Origin of the sequence: Aquimarina sp. AU58, assembly GCF_900312745.1 — a bacterium.
Classification (GTDB): domain Bacteria; phylum Bacteroidota; class Bacteroidia; order Flavobacteriales; family Flavobacteriaceae; genus Aquimarina; species Aquimarina spinulae.
Genome location: NZ_OMPD01000014.1, coordinates 784,391 through 801,293, shown reverse-complemented (window position 1 = coordinate 801,293; position 16,903 = coordinate 784,391). Strand labels below are relative to the sequence as shown.

The window sequence follows — 16,903 nt, the reverse complement described above, 5'->3', positions numbered from 1 at the left end:
TGGAAAATAATAATTTTTAACCAAAAGTAATCGTCATGAAAAAACCAACGAACGGCAGTACATGGTATGCCTTATTCCTAACATTAACTACTAGCGTATTCTTTTTACATTCCTGCCAACAGGACTCAACTATAGAAACTCTTGAAGAAGAAGAATATCTAAGAAAAATTGAAACCTTAGAAACAAAAGTTAAGGATTTAGAAGGAAAACTAGGTCAAGAAAAATCCAATCGAAGTAGGCCAAAAAATATCATCAGTTTTGAGCAAGCACAAAGAATATATAAAGCCTATGATGATAGAGCTGATTTAATTAGCGAAGTTGTTAATTCGGTTACAAACGATGGCTCTTTTAACCCCACACGATCTATGTTTTATGAAATTTCTGAGTTACGTAACTATTTATCATATGTCGATGAGTTATCACAAAAAGCAGATGTAAAAACAACCGGGTTACGTTTTTACTTCGCATTATATCCTGACACATATGTGTCCTCTACGGGAAATGACAGAAACGCAAGACATCAAACCATCTTCATTGCTCCTACCTTAGAAAAAAAATACGACAATCATGTTTTACATATAGGATACACACTTAACAATGATGGTAAAGTAGAATTATTAGATAAAAACAATGGGTTTAGTCATTTTAGACGAAATCGTAGTGAGGCAGATGATGTATCCTTTTTAGGGAGAAGAAATGACAATGATAAATTTAGTCTTATTGCCAATGAACTAGGAGCAACTCCTCCAGAATATGGTCACTAAAATCGAACTCCTAATAGTCTTGAGAAAGATTGCTTTTGGTAGCGAATGCATTGCTGCGCTCACCGGACTGTTTTTTTTGTTTAATTATAAGGTAAAAGGTTTATTAAAATGGTTTTCGATTTTTCTGATTTATATTTTTATCAATGATATTATTGGGTATAACACAAGGCATTGGTTTCCTAATTCTAATAATCTAATATTATATAATATATCTACCACGCTTACTTTCTTATTTCTTTTTTTTATGTACCACCTGCATATCAAAGAAAAAAGCAGTAAACGCTTTATCATATATTTTATGGTACTTTATGTACTTACTCTTTTTATATGTGGATTCTATGAAAATTATCTAATTCAGTTGCAGAGCATACCATTTCTCTTAGGTGCATTTCTATTAATGACCTGTATTATTTTTTATTATGCAGAATTATTAAAATCAGAGCATGTTCAAGAAATCACTAAAGATTTCTTGTTTTGGATTAGTGTTGGGTTATTGATTTATTATGTAGGAAAAATGCCTTTTCGTATTGTAAGAGATTATTATGCAAATCATAACGATTCCTCAACGCTGTTTATTCTAAATAGTATATTTACTATTATTATGAATAGCTGTTTTATAACCGGATTTTTAATGCATAGAAAAGCAGTTTCCAATAGGTATTCTCGATAAAAACAATGTTTTAAAAAAACAGAGAGTATTAAATAGAATTTCTGTTAAAAAAATCATTCTAAAATTCTTTTTATAAAAATCGTGCTTGTCTATTATACAGAGTACATCCTCTTTGCAGGTATTTACAAGAAGAATTTTTAAAGCCACAAAAGAGTCGAATCCCTTTTTTAGAAAGGGGTAAACCCCCCTTTTTTCAAAATTCGCATATACTCCAAAACCCCAACAACAACCCTAAAAACACTTATTATCAATGGTTTGACGTGTTTTTATTTTAACAAAATATGCCATTACTTTTTTAAAATTACAGAATAATAGTATTTTTAATTCTGGGAAACACATTAATGCAAATCAAAAGATTTAACTAATCTATTTTCGGCAGGAGCCGAAACATTAACAAACATCTTAATAAACCAAAAAAATGGACAAACTAATCAATCTAACTAAAACAGTAGCAATAGCAGCATTGCTTCTAGTGAGTTTAAGTTCTTGTGACAAGAAACACGATAATGACAAGTACCTAAAGCAGATTAAAGAATTAAAACAAGAAATAGCAGAACTAAAAGAGCAATTAGGTACAATCGATGATAGAAAACCCAAAAACATCATTACTCTTGAAAAAGCAAAAAAACTTTATGATAACTATTCTGATACTCGAGTAAAATGGACAAATGAATCAATGCTAAGTCATGCAAATGTAAAAAGTTTTGAGGTTACCCGATCTTTATTCTATGACATCGATAGTTTATACAATTACCTAAATTATATAAAAAGAGTTTCTAAAGAAGCTAAGATTAAGCCCTCTGGTTTTCGGTTTTATTTTGGTTCATACGATAGAGATTATAAGCGTGATGGTGATACAGCATATGCACATAGACAAACCATCTTTATTGCTCCTACGATCTCAAAACAGGTGGGGAAAGAAACGATGCATCTAGGATACACTCTTAGTAGTGACTTTAAAGTCGAACTTCTAAAAGAAAAAATTGGGACAGATTCTCGAGGGCAATCGGCAAATGGTAGCTCTATGCAAAAGGCAAGTCTCTTTAATTTTAGCATAAATACAAATATGTTTAGTGAAAACAGCACGATTGCTAATGAAATTAACTCATCTCCTCCTAAAGGAAAAATGCAATAAATAGCATAATAATAAGAAAAAGATATGGCAAACAACTATGAAAGTTTAATAATACCCTTAAGAGACATAGCACTCTATTCAGAGTATATTTCTGCAATAGTTGCAATATTATTTTTCTCTAAATATAAAAATACTCAATTAAAATATTTTGCTTTTATTTTAACATATGTAGCTTTAAATGAATTATTAGGAGGTTATTTAAGAGATTCTGGCATATTAAGCAACAATTACGTAATTTATAACATATATAACGTAATAACTTTTTCATATTTTTTCTTGTTATATAGAAATCATTTAGAAAAAAAAATATATAAAAAGACTGTCATGGCTTTCTTTGCTATTTATTTATTAGCAGTTCTAATCAATGGTTTTTTTCAAAACTATCTAACTCAAAATCAAATAGTTCCTTACATATTAGCCGCCGTCTTTTTAATAGTCAGTATTATATTTTATTTTATTGAAATATTAAACTCTCAAAAAGTTCTTTATGTAAACAAGAATTTACTATTTTGGATAAGCATCGGTCTCTTCCTTTATTATATTGGAATAATTCCTTTTAGAATAATTACCAATTCTTTTGCAAGTGCCGATTCGCATAATTACTTATTTCTTATAAAATTTATTTTGGTAGCGGTTATGAATTCATGTTTTATTATCGGTTTTATATGGAGCAACAAGAAACAGGAATATTAGTCGCAACTATAATCTTAGTTATTCTTGTAATAATTATCATTTTTCTTTTTACAATTTTTCAAAAAAGGAAGAACAGTCTTTTGTTACAACAAAAGGAATCAGAGAAAAAGTTTGAAAAAGCAATTGCCGAGACCCAGATCGAAATCAGAGAAGAGACATTGCGCAACATTAGCTGGGAGTTACATGATAATATTGGCCAGCTACTCACGCTGGCCAAAATACAGGTAAATATAGCACAAGACGATCCTGCAAAATTAGAAGAGGTTACCGAGACTATAACCAAAAGTCTTACAGAACTGCGATCGTTATCAAAATTGATCAACCCAGATACTATAAAAAGCTTAAGCCTTACAGAAGCTATAACATTAGAAATAGAACGATTTAACCGCATGCAGTTTATTAAAGCTGCAATCACCAGTAATGAAGAAATAGAAGTGCTGGATGATAAGGCAGAGATTATTATCTTTAGGATATTGCAAGAATTCTTTACCAATACTATCAAACATTCTAAAGCTTCAAATCTAGATGTTGATGTACATTATGGTACCGATAAATTGGTGATCCATGCAAAAGATAATGGTGTTGGTTTTGATCAGATAGAATGTCCTACCAAAAGAGGGATAGGATTAAGTAATATGCAAAATAGAGGAAAATTAATCGATGCCATTGTACAAATAACATCGCAAAAAGGGGAAGGAACAGCAATAACACTAACCTATCCATATAAAAAAGAAAGTTCGATGGCATTAGACAATGAAGTTAACTAACTTTGCATAGAAAACTATTCACACAAATAATTAAGTATTGTCAATCATGAAATACTCAGTAGTAATTGTAGAAGACCATATTTTACTATCCCAGGCATTATCTGGACTGGTTAATGGGTTTGCCAAATTTAAAATTTTATACATCTGTAAAAACGGTAAAGAATTACTTACCCGATTTAAAGATCCTAAAAACATCCCTGATATCGTACTTATGGATATCAATATGCCTATTATGAATGGGATTGAAACTACGGCAGCATTAAAAGAACAATACCCACAAGTTAAGGTATTAGCACTGTCTGTAGAAGAAGATGAAAATACGATCCTTAAAATGCTTAGAGCAGGTGCAAAAGGATATCTTTTAAAAGACACCGAAAAAAGCATCCTGGAGAACGCGCTTATCCAGGTACAGGAAACAGGTTTTTACCACACAAAAGATGTTACCAATTTACTTCTGGGCTCCCTAAACCCTAAAGAAGAAAACAACGTTGTGCTCAAAGATCGGGAAGTAGAGTTTATTAAACATGCCTGTACCGAGAAAACATATAAAGAAATTGCAAACGACATGTGCTTAAGTCCAAAAACGATCGAAGGATATCGAGATTCTATTTTTGAAAAACTAAGCCTTAAAAACAGAACAGGTTTGGTGATTTATGCTATTAAAAGCAAGTTATTCGTTCCTTAGCGTTTGCACTATGTACGTCCTTTCTTGGATTTCTGTATGCACCAGAATAAAAAACATTTAAAAGAGACGTACATATTTTATTTTATCCCTCAATTCTATCTCAATGAGACAAAACCATTTTATATCTTACCATTAAACAAACAACATTGTTTGGTTTATGTCTTAAAAAAAACTCGTTTATTACATATTATAACTACTTTTGGCCCGTTTATTGATTACAGCCAAAAATAAAATCATTACAATTATGGTTTTATAGCATTTTTGTAAATAAACTAACCGTCTTATACTTATTTAAAAACAGTGTTTTTTGTTTATTTTTGTGAGTAGAAGAACATTGATAATTTTTATGCTAAAACAACAATTAAATTTTAAGCTTTCTCAAAAACTTTCTCCACAGCAGATTCAACTCATGAAGTTGATTCAACTTCCTACGCAAGCATTCGAACAACGTTTGAAACAGGAGATGGAAGAAAACCCTGCTCTTGATAGTGGAAAAGATAAAGCAGATGAATTTGAAGATGCGTTTAGTAATGAAAACTCTGCAGAAGAGGATTATGGAACCGAAAAGATAGAAGCAGACATCAATGTTGATGAATACCTTAGTGATGATGAGATTCCTAGTTACAGGCTTAGTTCTAATAATTATAGTGCCGATGATGAAGAAAAGAGTGTTCCCTACGCCTCTGGAACATCATTTCATCAACATTTGGTTAACCAGCTAAATACATATCGATTTAATGACGAAGAAAGAGAAATAGCCGAATTTCTTGTCGGTAGCGTTGATGAAAGCGGTTATATAAGAAGGTCTTTGTCAGATATTTTAGATGATTTAGCCTTTACTCAAAATGTATATACTACCGAAGAAAAAATAGAAAACATCTTACAAATTGTTCACCAGCTGGACCCAGCGGGTGTTGGTGCTCGTAATTTGCAAGAATGTCTTTGGATTCAATTAGACAGAAAAGAAACTACTATCCCTATAAAATTAGCTTCAGAAATCCTTAAAAAAGCTTTTGATCATTTTAGCAAAAAGCATTATGATAAACTTTTATTAAAATTTGACATTACCGAGGAACAGTTAAAAGAAGCTATTGATGAAATTGAACATCTTAACCCTAAGCCAGGAGGAGCTTATGCTGGAAACAATCGTTTGATCGAACATGTGGTTCCCGACTTTACAATTAGAATTGTAGATGGAGAACTCGAGTTAACCCTAAACGGTCGTAATGCCCCAGAGCTTCATGTATCCAGAGAATACAACAATATGCTTCAGGGATATAAAGCCAGTAAAGAAAAATCTAAATCCCAAAAAGACGCTGTGTTGTTTATCAAACAAAAATTAGATGCAGCAAAATGGTTTATCGAAGCAGTAAAACAAAGACAACAGACACTTTTTATTACCATGAGTGCAATAATGCACTATCAAAAAAGTTATTTCCTTAGTGGAGACGAAAGAAATCTTAAGCCAATGATTTTAAAAGACATTGCTGATGAGATCTCTATGGATGTAAGTACCGTTTCGAGAGTAGCAAATAGTAAATATGTAGATACTCCTTATGGGACAAAACTTATTAAAGAGTTCTTTTCTGAGTCCATGACCAATGATCAAGGTGAAGAAGTCTCTACCAGAGAAATTAAAAAAATACTGGAAATAACTATAGGTGAAGAAGACAAGAAAAAACCCCTTACGGATGAAAAACTTGCTAAAATCCTTAAAGAGAAAGGGTACCCTATAGCCAGAAGAACTGTAGCCAAATACAGGGAACAATTAGATATTCCTGTTGCCAGACTACGAAAGAAAATTTAATGAATTTTTTTCTTAGAAGTGTTTCTTATATTTTACACCCATTATTGATGCCTCTTTTGGGTGCCATAATTTATTTTAGTACAGCTCCAAGATTTATTCCTATCGAAATTATTAGAGCCAAAGTTTTTGGGCTAATTATTCTTACCATCCTAATACCTATTGTATTATTCTTTTTATTAAAAAGTACCGGAACCATTACCTCAATACATCTTGAAAACGTAAAACAACGTAAAATCCCACTATTGCTACAATCTATTTTACTTATAGTGGTCATCAAAATGGTTATTGATGTATATCATTATCCAGAGTTATATTTTTTCTTTTTAGGAATTCTGTTTTCGTCGTTAAGTGCAATTTTTATGGTATTATTTAACATAAAAGCAAGCTTACATATGATAGGAATTAGCGGAATCACGATGTTTACTGTGGCACTAAGTATTCATTTTGGGCTTAATTTAACTATTCTAATAGCTATGCTGATGATTTTTAACGGACTGGTAGCCACATCTCGATTACATTGCAAAGCACATAGCAATCTAGAATTGATCCTAGGGTTTCTAATAGGGGTAATTCCGCAGCTTACTTTAGCAAATTTCTGGTTATAAAATATAAAACATCAATCCAATTTTTGCAGTATTCAATCCTACAGATTCTCCCTGAATTGTAGCATCGCTATTGAATAGGGTATTCAAACTATAGTAGAAATGAAAATTAAAGGTATTCCATCCAAAAGTAAATGTTGCCCCTATCCTCCATCGATTTAATTCATCCAATTTCGTTTGTCTCACTCGGTTTCCCGGTTGTTTAAAATTAGAATTAAAAGAATAGAGGTACCCCATTCTAACACCTGTATAAATTCTATAAAACTTATGGGTTTCTGGAGTAGATGTACGCCATCTAAACTCAAAAGGAGCTTCTACCAAATGTATAGTAAATCTATTAGTACTATAATCGACACCTTCTAAACTACTAAATATACTCTGCTCGGTATTTTCTTCCTCTCCTATAAACAAATTCTGATTATACACATTTAATGAATACCCTAGCCCCAGACCTATAGCAATATTACGCCTTTTATTAATTGGCATATCTCGTATAAATCCCAAATGTAGTCCTCCAGAAAAACCAGATTGCCTCACACCTGTTGGTTTATTAAGTAGTAGGTTAAATGTTACACCTACATAAAACTGATCTTCTCGATATAAAGAATCTATCTCTATTTCTTGAGTAGAATCTTGTTTGGTTTCCTGTCCTGAAGAAAGAAACACAAACAAATAACATACAATGAATACAAACAATTTTTTCATATAGATCACTAAAATAAATCTATTTCTTTAGAAATAAGAGAAAGTTCATAAAAACAAAACGAAATCATATAAAATCCTGCCCGAAGGCAGGATTTACAATATTATTTAGACATTTATGCTACGATAATAAATAACAACGTGCTACTTAAAATTATCTGAAGCTTTACCAGATTTGGTTGTATAATTAATCTTTAACGCCTGAACTTCTCTTAATTCTTTTTTGATATCGCCTACAAGACCCATATTGGTATTTCCATCTATTCTAAGAGCTGTAATTAAAAAAGGAACTTCTTCCTCTCTTTTTGCTGCTCTCTCGGCCAATACAAATGCTTTTATTTCACTTACATCAGCAAATTTATCATTAAGCTGGATTCTAGGCTGGCTACCTGCACTTGCACGATATCTCGAGCTAGGTTTTCCTGCATAGATATACATTATTAGATTTTTTTTGTCTAGTTTTTCTATCTGGTCTGCAGAAGGTAATTTATTTTCTATCATTAGCGTATTTTTACGCATCACCGTTGCAACCATAAAGAAGAACAATAACATAAATACAATATCTGGTAATGATGCTGTAGAAACGGGAGGTAATTCACTACTCTTTTTCTTTTTAAATTTAGACATAAGAATTCTGTTTTATATTATTTCTATTTTTTAGGCTCGGCTTCTGAAAGCTTTTCAGGAAACAAAAATTGTATCTTTTTGATATCTTCTTTAAGTTTAGTCTTACTTCCAGAATAATTCACATCTTTAAAATCGGCTTCCATTTGTTCAAATGTCTTACCAAAAAGACGTTGTGCTTCTCTATTACGCAATGTAGTATACGCTGCCACCAATTCATTTTGAACTGCTATATATGCACAGTAATTTGTTTCTCTATTGTTATTTAGAGAGATTACTGCTATAGTAGGATTATCTGAAGAAGAAGGATCTCTATCTCCTTGACAGTAACTACAAGCATCTTCTCCTCTTCCACCACCATTATCTAAGAATTTAATAGCAGCTTCCCTAAGATCTTTCAATTCCATAGGAGCTTCTTCTACCAATAAATCGTTATTCTTATTTAATTCAACAAGAAAAATATTTCTTTCTTTAATAATTGGTGGATCTATAATATCCTCTATAGGAGGAGGCAGTTTACGGCTAATACCCGTATCGGTTTCGATCGTGGTAGTAACCAAGAAAAATATAAGAAGTAAGAATGCAATATCTGCCATAGATCCTGCATTAACTTCTGGTGCTGCTCTTCTTGCCATAATAAACATATTTAGTTAATAATTACTTACAAAATCAAGAAACTATGATCATAAGTGACAAGAAATATGCAGAAGAAAAACAAGTTGAAATTACATCAGAAAAACCTCCATAACTCATATTATCTCTTAGCAGAAATAAAAGTAAATCATGTATATTTTATAAGGCTTGAGAGTTCATTCCATATTATAACCATTTTACTTATGTATTCAATATCACTTTGGAAGGTTAGATATTGATGCTATAAAATGATAGATCACAGCTACTATAAAATTAGCAACAATTGTTATGCCATTTTTTGAAAATAGCGGAAAGAATAGTACTAAAAAATCCTGCCCGAAGGCAGGATTTACAATATTATTTAGACATTTATGCTACGATAATAATAAATAACAATATGCTACTTAAAATTATCTGAAGCTTTACCAGATTTGGTTGTATAATTAATCTTTAACGCCTGAACTTCTCTTAATTCTTTTTTGATATCGCCTACAAGACCCATATTGGTATTTCCATCTATTTTAAGAGCTGTAATTAAAAAAGGAACTTCTTCCTCTCTTTTTGCAGCTCTCTCGGCCAATACAAATGCTTTTACTTCGCTTACATCAGCAAATTTATCATTAAGCTGAATTCTAGCTTGGCTACCTGCACTTGCACGATATCTTGAACTAGGTTTTCCTGCATAGATATACATTACTAGATTTTTTTTGTCTAGTTTTTCTATCTGGTCTGCAGAAGGTAATTTATTTTCTATCATTAGCGTATTTTTACGCATCACCGTTGCAACCATAAAGAAGAACAATAACATAAATACAATATCCGGTAATGATGCCGTAGAAACGGGAGGTAATTCACCACTCTTTTTCTTTTTAAATTTAGACATAAGAATTCTGTTTTTATGTTATTTCTATTTTTTAGGCTCGGCTTCTGAAAGTTTTTCAGGAAACAAAAATTGTATCTTTTTGATATCTTCTTTAAGTTTAGTCTTACTTCCAGAATAATTCACATCTTTAAAATCGGCTTCCATTTGTTCAAATGTCTTACCAAAAAGACGTTGTGCTTCTCTATTACGCAATGTAGTATACGCTGCCACCAATTCATTTTGAACTGCTATATATGCACCGTAATTTGTCTCTCTATTGTTATTTAAAGAGATTACCGCTTTAGTAGGGTTATCTGAAGAAGAAGGATCTCTATCTCCTTGACAGTAACTACAAGCCTCTTCTCCTCTTCCACCACCGTTATCTAAGAATTTAATAGCAGCTTCCCTAAGATCTTTCAATTCCATAGGAGCTTCTTCTACCAATAAATCATTATTCTTATTCAATTCTACAACAAAAATATTTTTTTGTTTAAGAACTGGCGGCTCTATTTCTTCCTCTTGAGGAGGAGGGAGTTTACGGCTAATACCCGTATCGGTTTCGATCGTGGTAGTAACCAAGAAAAATATAAGAAGTAAGAATGCAATATCTGCCATAGACCCTGCATTAACTTCTGGTGCTGCTCTTCTTGCCATAATTGTTTACTTAATTAGTTTCTTAATACCAGAAAAGAACATTAACCCAACCGCAATAGCAGCCAAAAAGTAAAATGTATACAATCCTGTTCCTACCCATTTAGAGCCACTTTCAGAAAGTACTCCTCCATCATTTAAAGGAGCTTCTACTCCTTCTGCCACAACAAAACCAATCCCTACAACAATAAGGAAAGCAACAATACCGATTGCAGTATTTTTAAGACCTCCAGGGTTTTTAGCTAATGAAGAGAAAACAGCTATCAAAGTAACGGCTATTACACCTATAATAACAATAACTGTAAGAGTATATAATGGATTCACCAAAGATGTTGCTTCTTTTAAAACATCCATCGACCCTCCTTCTCTAACAAAGTCTTTGGTTTCTGTAATACCATATTTTTCCATAAGGCCATCAAAATTATTGCTCATTAAGAACAGTAAAATAGCTCCTATAGCGCCTATAGCCAGTACGATATATGATAATATTTTTGAAATTTTCATGTTACTAATAATTTTTTGTTTGGATCACAACACGTAATCCGTAATTAAATAAAAGTGTAAATTAAAAATCTTATAAATCAGATTTTTATTAGAAACATCAATTATTTCTTTTTCTTGTAATCTACCAAAATATCGATTAAAGTAATCGAAGCATCTTCCATATCATTTACAATTCTATCAATTTTTGCAACGATATAGTTATAGAATATTTGAAGAATAATTGCAACAATAAGTCCAAATACAGTAGTAAGAAGTGCCACTTTAATACCACCTGCTACAAGAGAAGGTTGCATATCATCTGCAGCTGCAATTTTATCAAATGCTGTAATCATACCAATTACCGTTCCCATAAATCCAAGCATTGGAGCAAGAGCGATAAATAATGATATCCACGATACATTTTTCTCTAATTGTCCCATTTGAACACCTCCGTATGCCACAACTGATTTCTCTGCTGCATCTATACTTTCGTCTGCTCTATCGAGACCTTGATAATAAATTGATGCAACAGGTCCTTTTGTATTTCTACATACCTCTTTTGCTGCCTCAATACCACCACTATTTAACGCATCTTCTACATTTTGTTGTAGTTTCTTAGTATTTGTTGTAGAAAGATTTAAAAAGATAATTCTTTCAATTGCTATCGCAAGACCTAAGATCAAACATAAAAGTACGATACCCATAAATTGAGGACCTCCTTCGATAAAACGTCTTTTAAGGTTTTGATGAAAAGATAGTTCATCTGTAGTAGCCTCGGATACTGCTTCTTCTTGAGTTGTTGTCGTATTAGTTATAGGAGCAATTAATAATTGCACATTTGCCGTTAATAACTGGGCAGGTGCAGTAGATGCTTGTAAGTTTCCAAAAGTCATTACTGCTGCGATTGCCAGAATAGAAAATAATCTTTTCATTGCGCTGATTCTTAATTTTAATTAGTTAAAGGGTTAAAGATATAAAAATAATATAAAATTTATTAAAAAATTGATAATAATGCAGAGAGGAAGGGATTCGAACCCTCGATACGCTTTTGACGTATACACACTTTCCAGGCGTGCGCCTTCGACCACTCGGCCACCTCTCTTGGTTTTCCCCCAAAAAAATAAGGATGGGCAAATAACAAAAAAAATGTTAACTATTGAAATTTGAGGCGTTAATTTTCTGACATTTCGCCACGAAGAGAGGTTTCATAAATGGTTTTGAGGACTTTAAGAGGTAATTTTTCCCCTAGCAAATACATCAATTTTGCTACAGCAGCCTCTGTAGTAATGTCTTTTCCCGAAATAACACCTGCTTTTTTTAGTGCAATACTTGTATCATACTTACCCATTTCTACACTTCCACCTATACATTGTGTAACATTAACTATAGGTATTCCTTTTTGAATAAGATCAGAAATTATAGTGATAAACCATTTTTTTGTAGTCGTATTACCTGCGCCATATGTTTCTAAAACCACTCCTTTTATAGCTTCTAAAGAGAAAATACTCTTCAAAATATTCTCATTAATCCCCGGAAACATCTTAACAACAACAACATTATTATCAAAATGTGTATGATATACCATCTTTTTTCGTCGATTACATGTTAGTAAAAAAGAAGTATTGATCTTAAGGTGCACTCCAGATTCTACCAAAGATGGATAGTTAAGGGATTGAAATGCTTCAAAATGTTCTGCATTAATCTTAGTAGTTCTATTAGCTCTAAGCAATTTATATTCAAAATAGAGTCCTACCTCTGTAATTACGGGTTTTCCTTTTTCTTGTAATGCCGAAATCTGAATTGCAGTGATCAAATTCTCTTTTGCATCGGTTCGCAAATCTCCTATTGGTAATTGAGAACCTGTAAAAATAATAGGTTTAGTCAGGTTTTCAAACATAAAACTAATCGCAGATGCTGTATAGGACATAGTATCACTTCCATGCAAAACAACAAACCCATCATATTTTTTATAATTAACATTAATTATATCTCCCAACTCTTTCCATCGATCAACATTCATATCAGAAGAATCAATAGGCTTCTCAAAACTAATGGTATTGATATTGCAATCTAATTGTTTGAGTTCTGGGATGTTTAATAACAGCTCATCGAAATCGAAAGCTACCAGAGCACCCGTCTTGAAGTCTTTGACCATCCCAATGGTTCCTCCGGTATAAATGAGTAATATGTTTGGCGAAGTATTCATATAGCAAATGAACGAAAATTAAATTATATTTTATTGGTCTAGATACCGAATATATCGCTAGAGTTTTTAGTAGTAATTGCAGCTATTTCTTCTATAGGTTTTTGATATATATCTGAGAGTTTTTCTAAAATATTAAGTAAATAAGAACTTTCGTTACGTTTACCTCGATACGGGGTTGGTGCCAAATATGGTGCATCTGTCTCCAGTACAATATGGTCTAATGAAATCTGATCTAAAAACCTATCTATTTTACCATTTTTAAAAGTAACGACACCTCCTATTCCTAATTTCATATTATACTCTATAGCTCGATTAGCATCGTCTATGGTTCCTGTAAAACAATGAAAAATCCCAAATAGGTCGTCACTTTTTTCGGATTCTAACACTTCAAAAACTTCTTCAAAAGCTTCGCGACAATGTATTACTATAGGTAACTTGTATTTTTTTGCCAATTGGATTTGAGATTTAAAAGCTTCTTGTTGAGCCTTCAAAAAAGTTTTATCCCAATACAAATCTATACCTATCTCCCCTATTGCATAAAAATTTTTGTCGACCTCCTTATTAGAACGTTTTTTAAGTTCATTCTCTACAAACACAAGTTCCTCTTTGTAATTCTCTTTTACATGAGTAGGGTGCAATCCCATCATCAAAAAAACATGTTCTGGATACTTGGTTTCTATTGCATACATAGCTTTGGTATATGTAGAATCAATAGCAGGAACAAAAAAACGTGTCACCCCATTTTTTATAGCACGTTGCATCATTTCATCCTGATCCTCATCAAAGGCTTCACTATAAATATGAGTATGGGTATCGGTTAGTATCATGCCGCAAAAGTATTAAATTAGAGTTAATACCAGCCAGCAATCTATTGCTTTTATTATTGAACACTTTTCAGCTTTTAATTCTAAGTTATAGAACTGTATCTTTTCACTTCTAGATATAAATTCTTTGCTAAAACTATTTTAAGATTCGCTTTACAGAAAACAAATTAATAGATTACAAAACATCACATTTTTTTCAATAATTCCTGAGCCCTAGTGTAATCTTCTGCATCTTCGGGCATATTCTCTAACAATGTAGCACATTGATCATATTTTTTTTGTTTCAGTTGGTTTAATGCTTCAAACCATAATGCCTTATATTTATATCCAGAGTTTCCCTGATACAGTTTTTCTAAAACCTGAGTAGTTTCTACATATTTATCCTGTTCTAATAATGATAGCCCATAATAGAATTGATATTCTGCATTATTTTCATCTTTTGACAATAATATCAACAGGTACTTTTCTGCTCCCTCATAATCTTCTGAGTTAAAGGCATGTTCTGCATTCTTACTATCCTTTTCTGCACTTCCTCTTTCTGTAATTGATAATTCGGGAATATTTGCAAAATCACTATATACAGGGCTACTTTGCCCAAAAAAGTATACGCCAAAAATTACAGCTACACTTGCAGCCGCAGCATATGCCCAAACGGGCATTCTTATCACTTTGGTTTCTTTTGTAGTTGCTTTCTTATTAAAGTGTAAATCTCCAATCGTTTTCAAATTACCTTCTAATGCTTCTTCCTCTTTTTCTGAAGTAAAACGTGTATCTAGATGTGAATTTAACTCTTGATATAGTTTAAACTCCTCTGCAATAGATGCATCCTCACTAATTAGTTTTGTTAACATTTTTTCTTCGGTAGCAGAGAGTTCGTTGCTACAGAACCGATCAAACAGCTCATATTTTTCTTCTGGGGTCATAACAAATTCTTTATTTTATTAAACTTAGGAGTGTCTTGAACAAGTTTTGTTAACTGACCAATACATAAAGACTTTTTCTTACGAACGTACCCATAGGACTGCCCTAGTTTTAAAGCCACTTCTTCCATAGATTTTGTAGTAAAAGTTACCTTTAATAATTCTCTACAAGCTTTTCCTAATTGGTCAAACATCTCTTTAAAAAGTTCATGTTTTGCATTAAAAATCTCGGTTTCTTCTGCAAAACGAACACTCTCGTCGTCTATAGATACAATCTCTTCATTAATTGTTACCTGATTATTAGAATGCTTTTTTAATTCATTCAACCATTTACGTTTACACAACAGGAAGAAATAGGCGTCAAATGGACAGGTAAGTTGTAATCCTTTCTCTTTTGCCTGTTTATAAATAGTGATTAAAGTTTCCTGGATAATATCCTGAGCTCTGGACTCATCTCCACTATTATTTTTTATATACCCAACTACTTTCGGAGCGAATTTATTATAAATCTCGGTTAAGACTACTGTATCATTCTTCAAAAGAGCTTCAATGTATTTCTGATCAGAATGAAATTTGGTATTTCCCATAAATAGCGAATATAAGCGACTAATTTAAAAAAAGTTATCAAGATAAGGGTAACAAAAAATCAAAGCTGTTGATCTGATCTTGTAAACAATAAAATTTCGAAAATCATGAAAACATCAAATAGAACCATTGCAGTAGCGAAGAATAGTAGGAATGCAAAAAAAGCGATGATGAGTTTTTTACTTTTAGGCTTAGCTATTCTTTTATTAGGAAGCTGTAAAAATGATGATAACGATATTAGTATCGAAAGAATCATAGATGGAATAGAGTTGCAAAAAGCAATTAAGGACAACCGTGAAGGAGCAATGCAGACTTTTGCAATGAATGCTGAATCGGGAGGGTATATGTACGGAGAAGAAGGTACACAGCTACATTTTCTCCCCAATAGTTTTTTAGATCAAAATGGCGATCCCGTTAGCGGAAGTGTTACTATTGAATTAATAGAAATCTATGATAAAGCCAAAATGCTACTCACCAAAATGCCGACCAATGGTAAACGTCCAAATGGTAATGTTGAAACTTTAAAATCTGCTGGAGAATTTTTTATAAATGCCAATCAGAATGGAAATCAACTACAACTTGCAAATGCGTTTGAGATTTTTTCGCCAAATGAAGATTTTGATCCCGAAATGAGGTTATTTAAAGCCGCAGATAATGGTTGTGACAGCGATGTAATAGATTGCGATGTTGTTTGGGAAGAAAATGAGGAAGGGAATATTGATCTTGGTCAAGGAGAAGGACCTAACGGAACAGGAGTAATGGGTTATTCTGGTTTCATTAATAATTTTGGGTGGACTAATATCGATCGTTGGTATAATGACCCAAGGCCAAAAACGATTATTTATGTAGATGTTCCTGAAGGATATGACAATACGAATTGCAATGTATATGTATCGTATGATGGTGAACCAACTGCATTAGCATTATTAGATACCTATATTGAAGAAACCGAATTATTCTCTGAGCATTACGGGCAAATTCCTATCGGATTAGAAGTACATTTCATATTTGTATCTGTTCAGGATGGTACGTATACATATGCAATCCAGGGCGCAACCATTGTTGAAGATCATATAGAAATGATTGGATCTACGACCACAGGTACCGAAGCCGAATTAATAGCATTAATAAATGGGTTACCATAAATCAAAAATCATACTGGAATATGTAAATTAGTTAGCGGGGGTTACGGCAAATTCCAGTATATATTCCGGGAGGTAATCTCCCGGAATATTTTTGTTAATATTTCTAATTTAACTTTTTACTTATCTTTAGTAACTACTAATAACA

20 protein-coding genes and 1 tRNA gene are annotated in these 16,903 nt (G+C 32.3%); 9 read left to right on the top strand and 12 right to left on the bottom strand.

The window, feature by feature from the left end:
* Positions 1-35: 35 nt before the first annotated feature.
* The 8 genes from DK441_RS14835 (at position 36) to DK441_RS14800 (ending at position 7,126) form a co-directional block, all read left to right on the top strand.
* Positions 36-764, top strand: a complete 729-nt coding sequence (locus DK441_RS14835) for a hypothetical protein (protein WP_109851414.1) — start codon at positions 36-38, stop codon at positions 762-764.
* Positions 754-1,434, top strand: a complete 681-nt coding sequence (locus DK441_RS14830) for a hypothetical protein (protein WP_109851413.1) — start codon at positions 754-756, stop codon at positions 1,432-1,434. The genes DK441_RS14835 and DK441_RS14830 overlap by 11 nt, the downstream gene beginning before the upstream one ends.
* A gap of 418 nt (positions 1,435-1,852) precedes the next feature.
* The gene (locus DK441_RS14825; protein ID WP_109851412.1) at positions 1,853-2,569 is read left to right on the top strand and encodes a hypothetical protein; all 717 of its coding nucleotides are present in this window, start codon (positions 1,853-1,855) and stop codon (positions 2,567-2,569) included.
* Between the two features lie 24 nt (positions 2,570-2,593).
* Positions 2,594-3,262, top strand: coding sequence for a hypothetical protein (locus DK441_RS14820; protein WP_109851411.1), 669 nt, complete (start codon positions 2,594-2,596; stop codon positions 3,260-3,262).
* Positions 3,235-4,029: a sensor histidine kinase gene (locus DK441_RS14815; protein ID WP_109851410.1), complete on the top strand. Its 795-nt coding sequence runs from the start codon at positions 3,235-3,237 to the stop codon at positions 4,027-4,029. Before DK441_RS14820 ends, DK441_RS14815 begins: the two co-directional genes overlap by 28 nt.
* A gap of 43 nt (positions 4,030-4,072) precedes the next feature.
* The gene (locus DK441_RS14810) at positions 4,073-4,714 is read left to right on the top strand and encodes a response regulator transcription factor (protein WP_108807944.1); all 642 of its coding nucleotides are present in this window, start codon (positions 4,073-4,075) and stop codon (positions 4,712-4,714) included.
* Positions 4,715-5,060: 346 nt separating this feature from the next.
* Positions 5,061-6,521, top strand: coding sequence for an RNA polymerase factor sigma-54 (gene rpoN / locus DK441_RS14805; protein WP_025666917.1), 1,461 nt, complete (start codon positions 5,061-5,063; stop codon positions 6,519-6,521).
* Complete coding sequence (locus tag DK441_RS14800; protein WP_109851409.1) at positions 6,521-7,126, top strand: hypothetical protein; 606 nt, start codon at positions 6,521-6,523, stop codon at positions 7,124-7,126. Before rpoN ends, DK441_RS14800 begins: the two co-directional genes overlap by 1 nt.
* Here DK441_RS14800 and DK441_RS14795 read toward each other — a convergent pair.
* The 12 genes from DK441_RS14795 to DK441_RS14740 all read right to left on the bottom strand — a co-directional run bounded on the left by DK441_RS14795 (position 7,121) and on the right by DK441_RS14740 (position 15,615).
* Positions 7,121-7,828 (bottom strand): porin family protein, encoded by a 708-nt coding sequence (locus DK441_RS14795; RefSeq protein ID WP_109851408.1) that lies wholly within the window; start codon positions 7,826-7,828, stop codon positions 7,121-7,123. The two genes, DK441_RS14800 and DK441_RS14795, sit on opposite strands and share 6 nt — an antisense overlap.
* Before the next feature lie 141 nt (positions 7,829-7,969).
* A complete protein-coding gene (locus tag DK441_RS14790; RefSeq protein ID WP_109851407.1) occupies positions 7,970-8,452 on the bottom strand; it encodes a biopolymer transporter ExbD in 483 nt (160 codons plus the stop codon).
* 23 nt (positions 8,453-8,475) lie between these two features.
* The gene (locus DK441_RS14785) at positions 8,476-9,084 is read right to left on the bottom strand and encodes a biopolymer transporter ExbD (RefSeq protein WP_109853524.1); all 609 of its coding nucleotides are present in this window, start codon (positions 9,082-9,084) and stop codon (positions 8,476-8,478) included.
* 398 nt (positions 9,085-9,482) lie between these two features.
* Entirely contained in the window at positions 9,483-9,965 is a 483-nt protein-coding gene (locus DK441_RS14780; protein WP_034240623.1) for a biopolymer transporter ExbD, read from the bottom strand.
* Positions 9,966-9,989: 24 nt separating this feature from the next.
* Positions 9,990-10,598, bottom strand: a complete 609-nt coding sequence (locus DK441_RS14775) for a biopolymer transporter ExbD (protein ID WP_074409567.1) — start codon at positions 10,596-10,598, stop codon at positions 9,990-9,992.
* Between the two features lie 6 nt (positions 10,599-10,604).
* Positions 10,605-11,099 carry a hypothetical protein gene (locus DK441_RS14770; RefSeq protein ID WP_074409566.1) on the bottom strand — a complete coding sequence of 165 codons (495 nt, stop codon included), beginning with the start codon at positions 11,097-11,099 and terminating at the stop codon, positions 10,605-10,607.
* A gap of 101 nt (positions 11,100-11,200) precedes the next feature.
* Entirely contained in the window at positions 11,201-12,010 is an 810-nt protein-coding gene (locus DK441_RS14765; protein WP_025668049.1) for a MotA/TolQ/ExbB proton channel family protein, read from the bottom strand.
* 82 nt (positions 12,011-12,092) lie between these two features.
* A tRNA-Ser gene (locus DK441_RS14760) sits at positions 12,093-12,180 on the bottom strand.
* A gap of 69 nt (positions 12,181-12,249) precedes the next feature.
* A complete protein-coding gene (locus tag DK441_RS14755; RefSeq protein ID WP_109851406.1) occupies positions 12,250-13,284 on the bottom strand; it encodes an asparaginase in 1,035 nt (344 codons plus the stop codon).
* Positions 13,285-13,322: 38 nt separating this feature from the next.
* Positions 13,323-14,111: a TatD family hydrolase gene (locus tag DK441_RS14750; RefSeq protein ID WP_109851405.1), complete on the bottom strand. Its 789-nt coding sequence runs from the start codon at positions 14,109-14,111 to the stop codon at positions 13,323-13,325.
* 182 nt (positions 14,112-14,293) lie between these two features.
* Complete coding sequence (locus DK441_RS14745) at positions 14,294-15,031, bottom strand: hypothetical protein (RefSeq protein WP_109851404.1); 738 nt, start codon at positions 15,029-15,031, stop codon at positions 14,294-14,296.
* Positions 15,028-15,615, bottom strand: coding sequence for an RNA polymerase sigma factor (locus DK441_RS14740; RefSeq protein WP_109851403.1), 588 nt, complete (start codon positions 15,613-15,615; stop codon positions 15,028-15,030). Before DK441_RS14740 ends, DK441_RS14745 begins: the two co-directional genes overlap by 4 nt.
* Positions 15,616-15,720: 105 nt before the next feature.
* Between DK441_RS14740 and DK441_RS14735 the strand changes: the two genes are divergently transcribed.
* Complete coding sequence (locus DK441_RS14735) at positions 15,721-16,758, top strand: hypothetical protein (RefSeq protein WP_109851402.1); 1,038 nt, start codon at positions 15,721-15,723, stop codon at positions 16,756-16,758.
* Positions 16,759-16,903: the final 145 nt, after the last annotated feature.

Excerpts from the sequence above, each read along its gene's own strand:
- DK441_RS14815 (WP_109851410.1), top strand. The coding sequence starts at position 3,235 with ATGGAGCAACAAGAAACAGGAATATTAGTCGCAACTATAATCTTAGTT.
- DK441_RS14790 (WP_109851407.1), bottom strand. The coding sequence starts at position 8,452 with ATGTCTAAATTTAAAAAGAAAAAGAGTAGTGAATTACCTCCCGTTTCT.
- DK441_RS14820 (WP_109851411.1), top strand. The coding sequence starts at position 2,594 with ATGGCAAACAACTATGAAAGTTTAATAATACCCTTAAGAGACATAGCA.
- DK441_RS14785 (WP_109853524.1), bottom strand. The coding sequence starts at position 9,084 with ATGGCAAGAAGAGCAGCACCAGAAGTTAATGCAGGATCTATGGCAGAT.
- DK441_RS14795 (WP_109851408.1), bottom strand. The coding sequence starts at position 7,828 with ATGAAAAAATTGTTTGTATTCATTGTATGTTATTTGTTTGTGTTTCTT.
- DK441_RS14825 (WP_109851412.1), top strand. The coding sequence starts at position 1,853 with ATGGACAAACTAATCAATCTAACTAAAACAGTAGCAATAGCAGCATTG.
- DK441_RS14835 (WP_109851414.1), top strand. The coding sequence starts at position 36 with ATGAAAAAACCAACGAACGGCAGTACATGGTATGCCTTATTCCTAACA.
- DK441_RS14765 (WP_025668049.1), bottom strand. The coding sequence starts at position 12,010 with ATGAAAAGATTATTTTCTATTCTGGCAATCGCAGCAGTAATGACTTTT.
- DK441_RS14755 (WP_109851406.1), bottom strand. The coding sequence starts at position 13,284 with ATGAATACTTCGCCAAACATATTACTCATTTATACCGGAGGAACCATT.
- DK441_RS14740 (WP_109851403.1), bottom strand. The coding sequence starts at position 15,615 with ATGGGAAATACCAAATTTCATTCTGATCAGAAATACATTGAAGCTCTT.
- DK441_RS14735 (WP_109851402.1), top strand. The coding sequence starts at position 15,721 with ATGAAAACATCAAATAGAACCATTGCAGTAGCGAAGAATAGTAGGAAT.
- DK441_RS14780 (WP_034240623.1), bottom strand. The coding sequence starts at position 9,965 with ATGTCTAAATTTAAAAAGAAAAAGAGTGGTGAATTACCTCCCGTTTCT.
- rpoN (WP_025666917.1), top strand. The coding sequence starts at position 5,061 with ATGCTAAAACAACAATTAAATTTTAAGCTTTCTCAAAAACTTTCTCCA.
- DK441_RS14830 (WP_109851413.1), top strand. The coding sequence starts at position 754 with ATGGTCACTAAAATCGAACTCCTAATAGTCTTGAGAAAGATTGCTTTT.
- DK441_RS14775 (WP_074409567.1), bottom strand. The coding sequence starts at position 10,598 with ATGGCAAGAAGAGCAGCACCAGAAGTTAATGCAGGGTCTATGGCAGAT.
- DK441_RS14745 (WP_109851404.1), bottom strand. The coding sequence starts at position 15,031 with ATGACCCCAGAAGAAAAATATGAGCTGTTTGATCGGTTCTGTAGCAAC.
- DK441_RS14770 (WP_074409566.1), bottom strand. The coding sequence starts at position 11,099 with ATGAAAATTTCAAAAATATTATCATATATCGTACTGGCTATAGGCGCT.
- DK441_RS14800 (WP_109851409.1), top strand. The coding sequence starts at position 6,521 with ATGAATTTTTTTCTTAGAAGTGTTTCTTATATTTTACACCCATTATTG.
- DK441_RS14750 (WP_109851405.1), bottom strand. The coding sequence starts at position 14,111 with ATGATACTAACCGATACCCATACTCATATTTATAGTGAAGCCTTTGAT.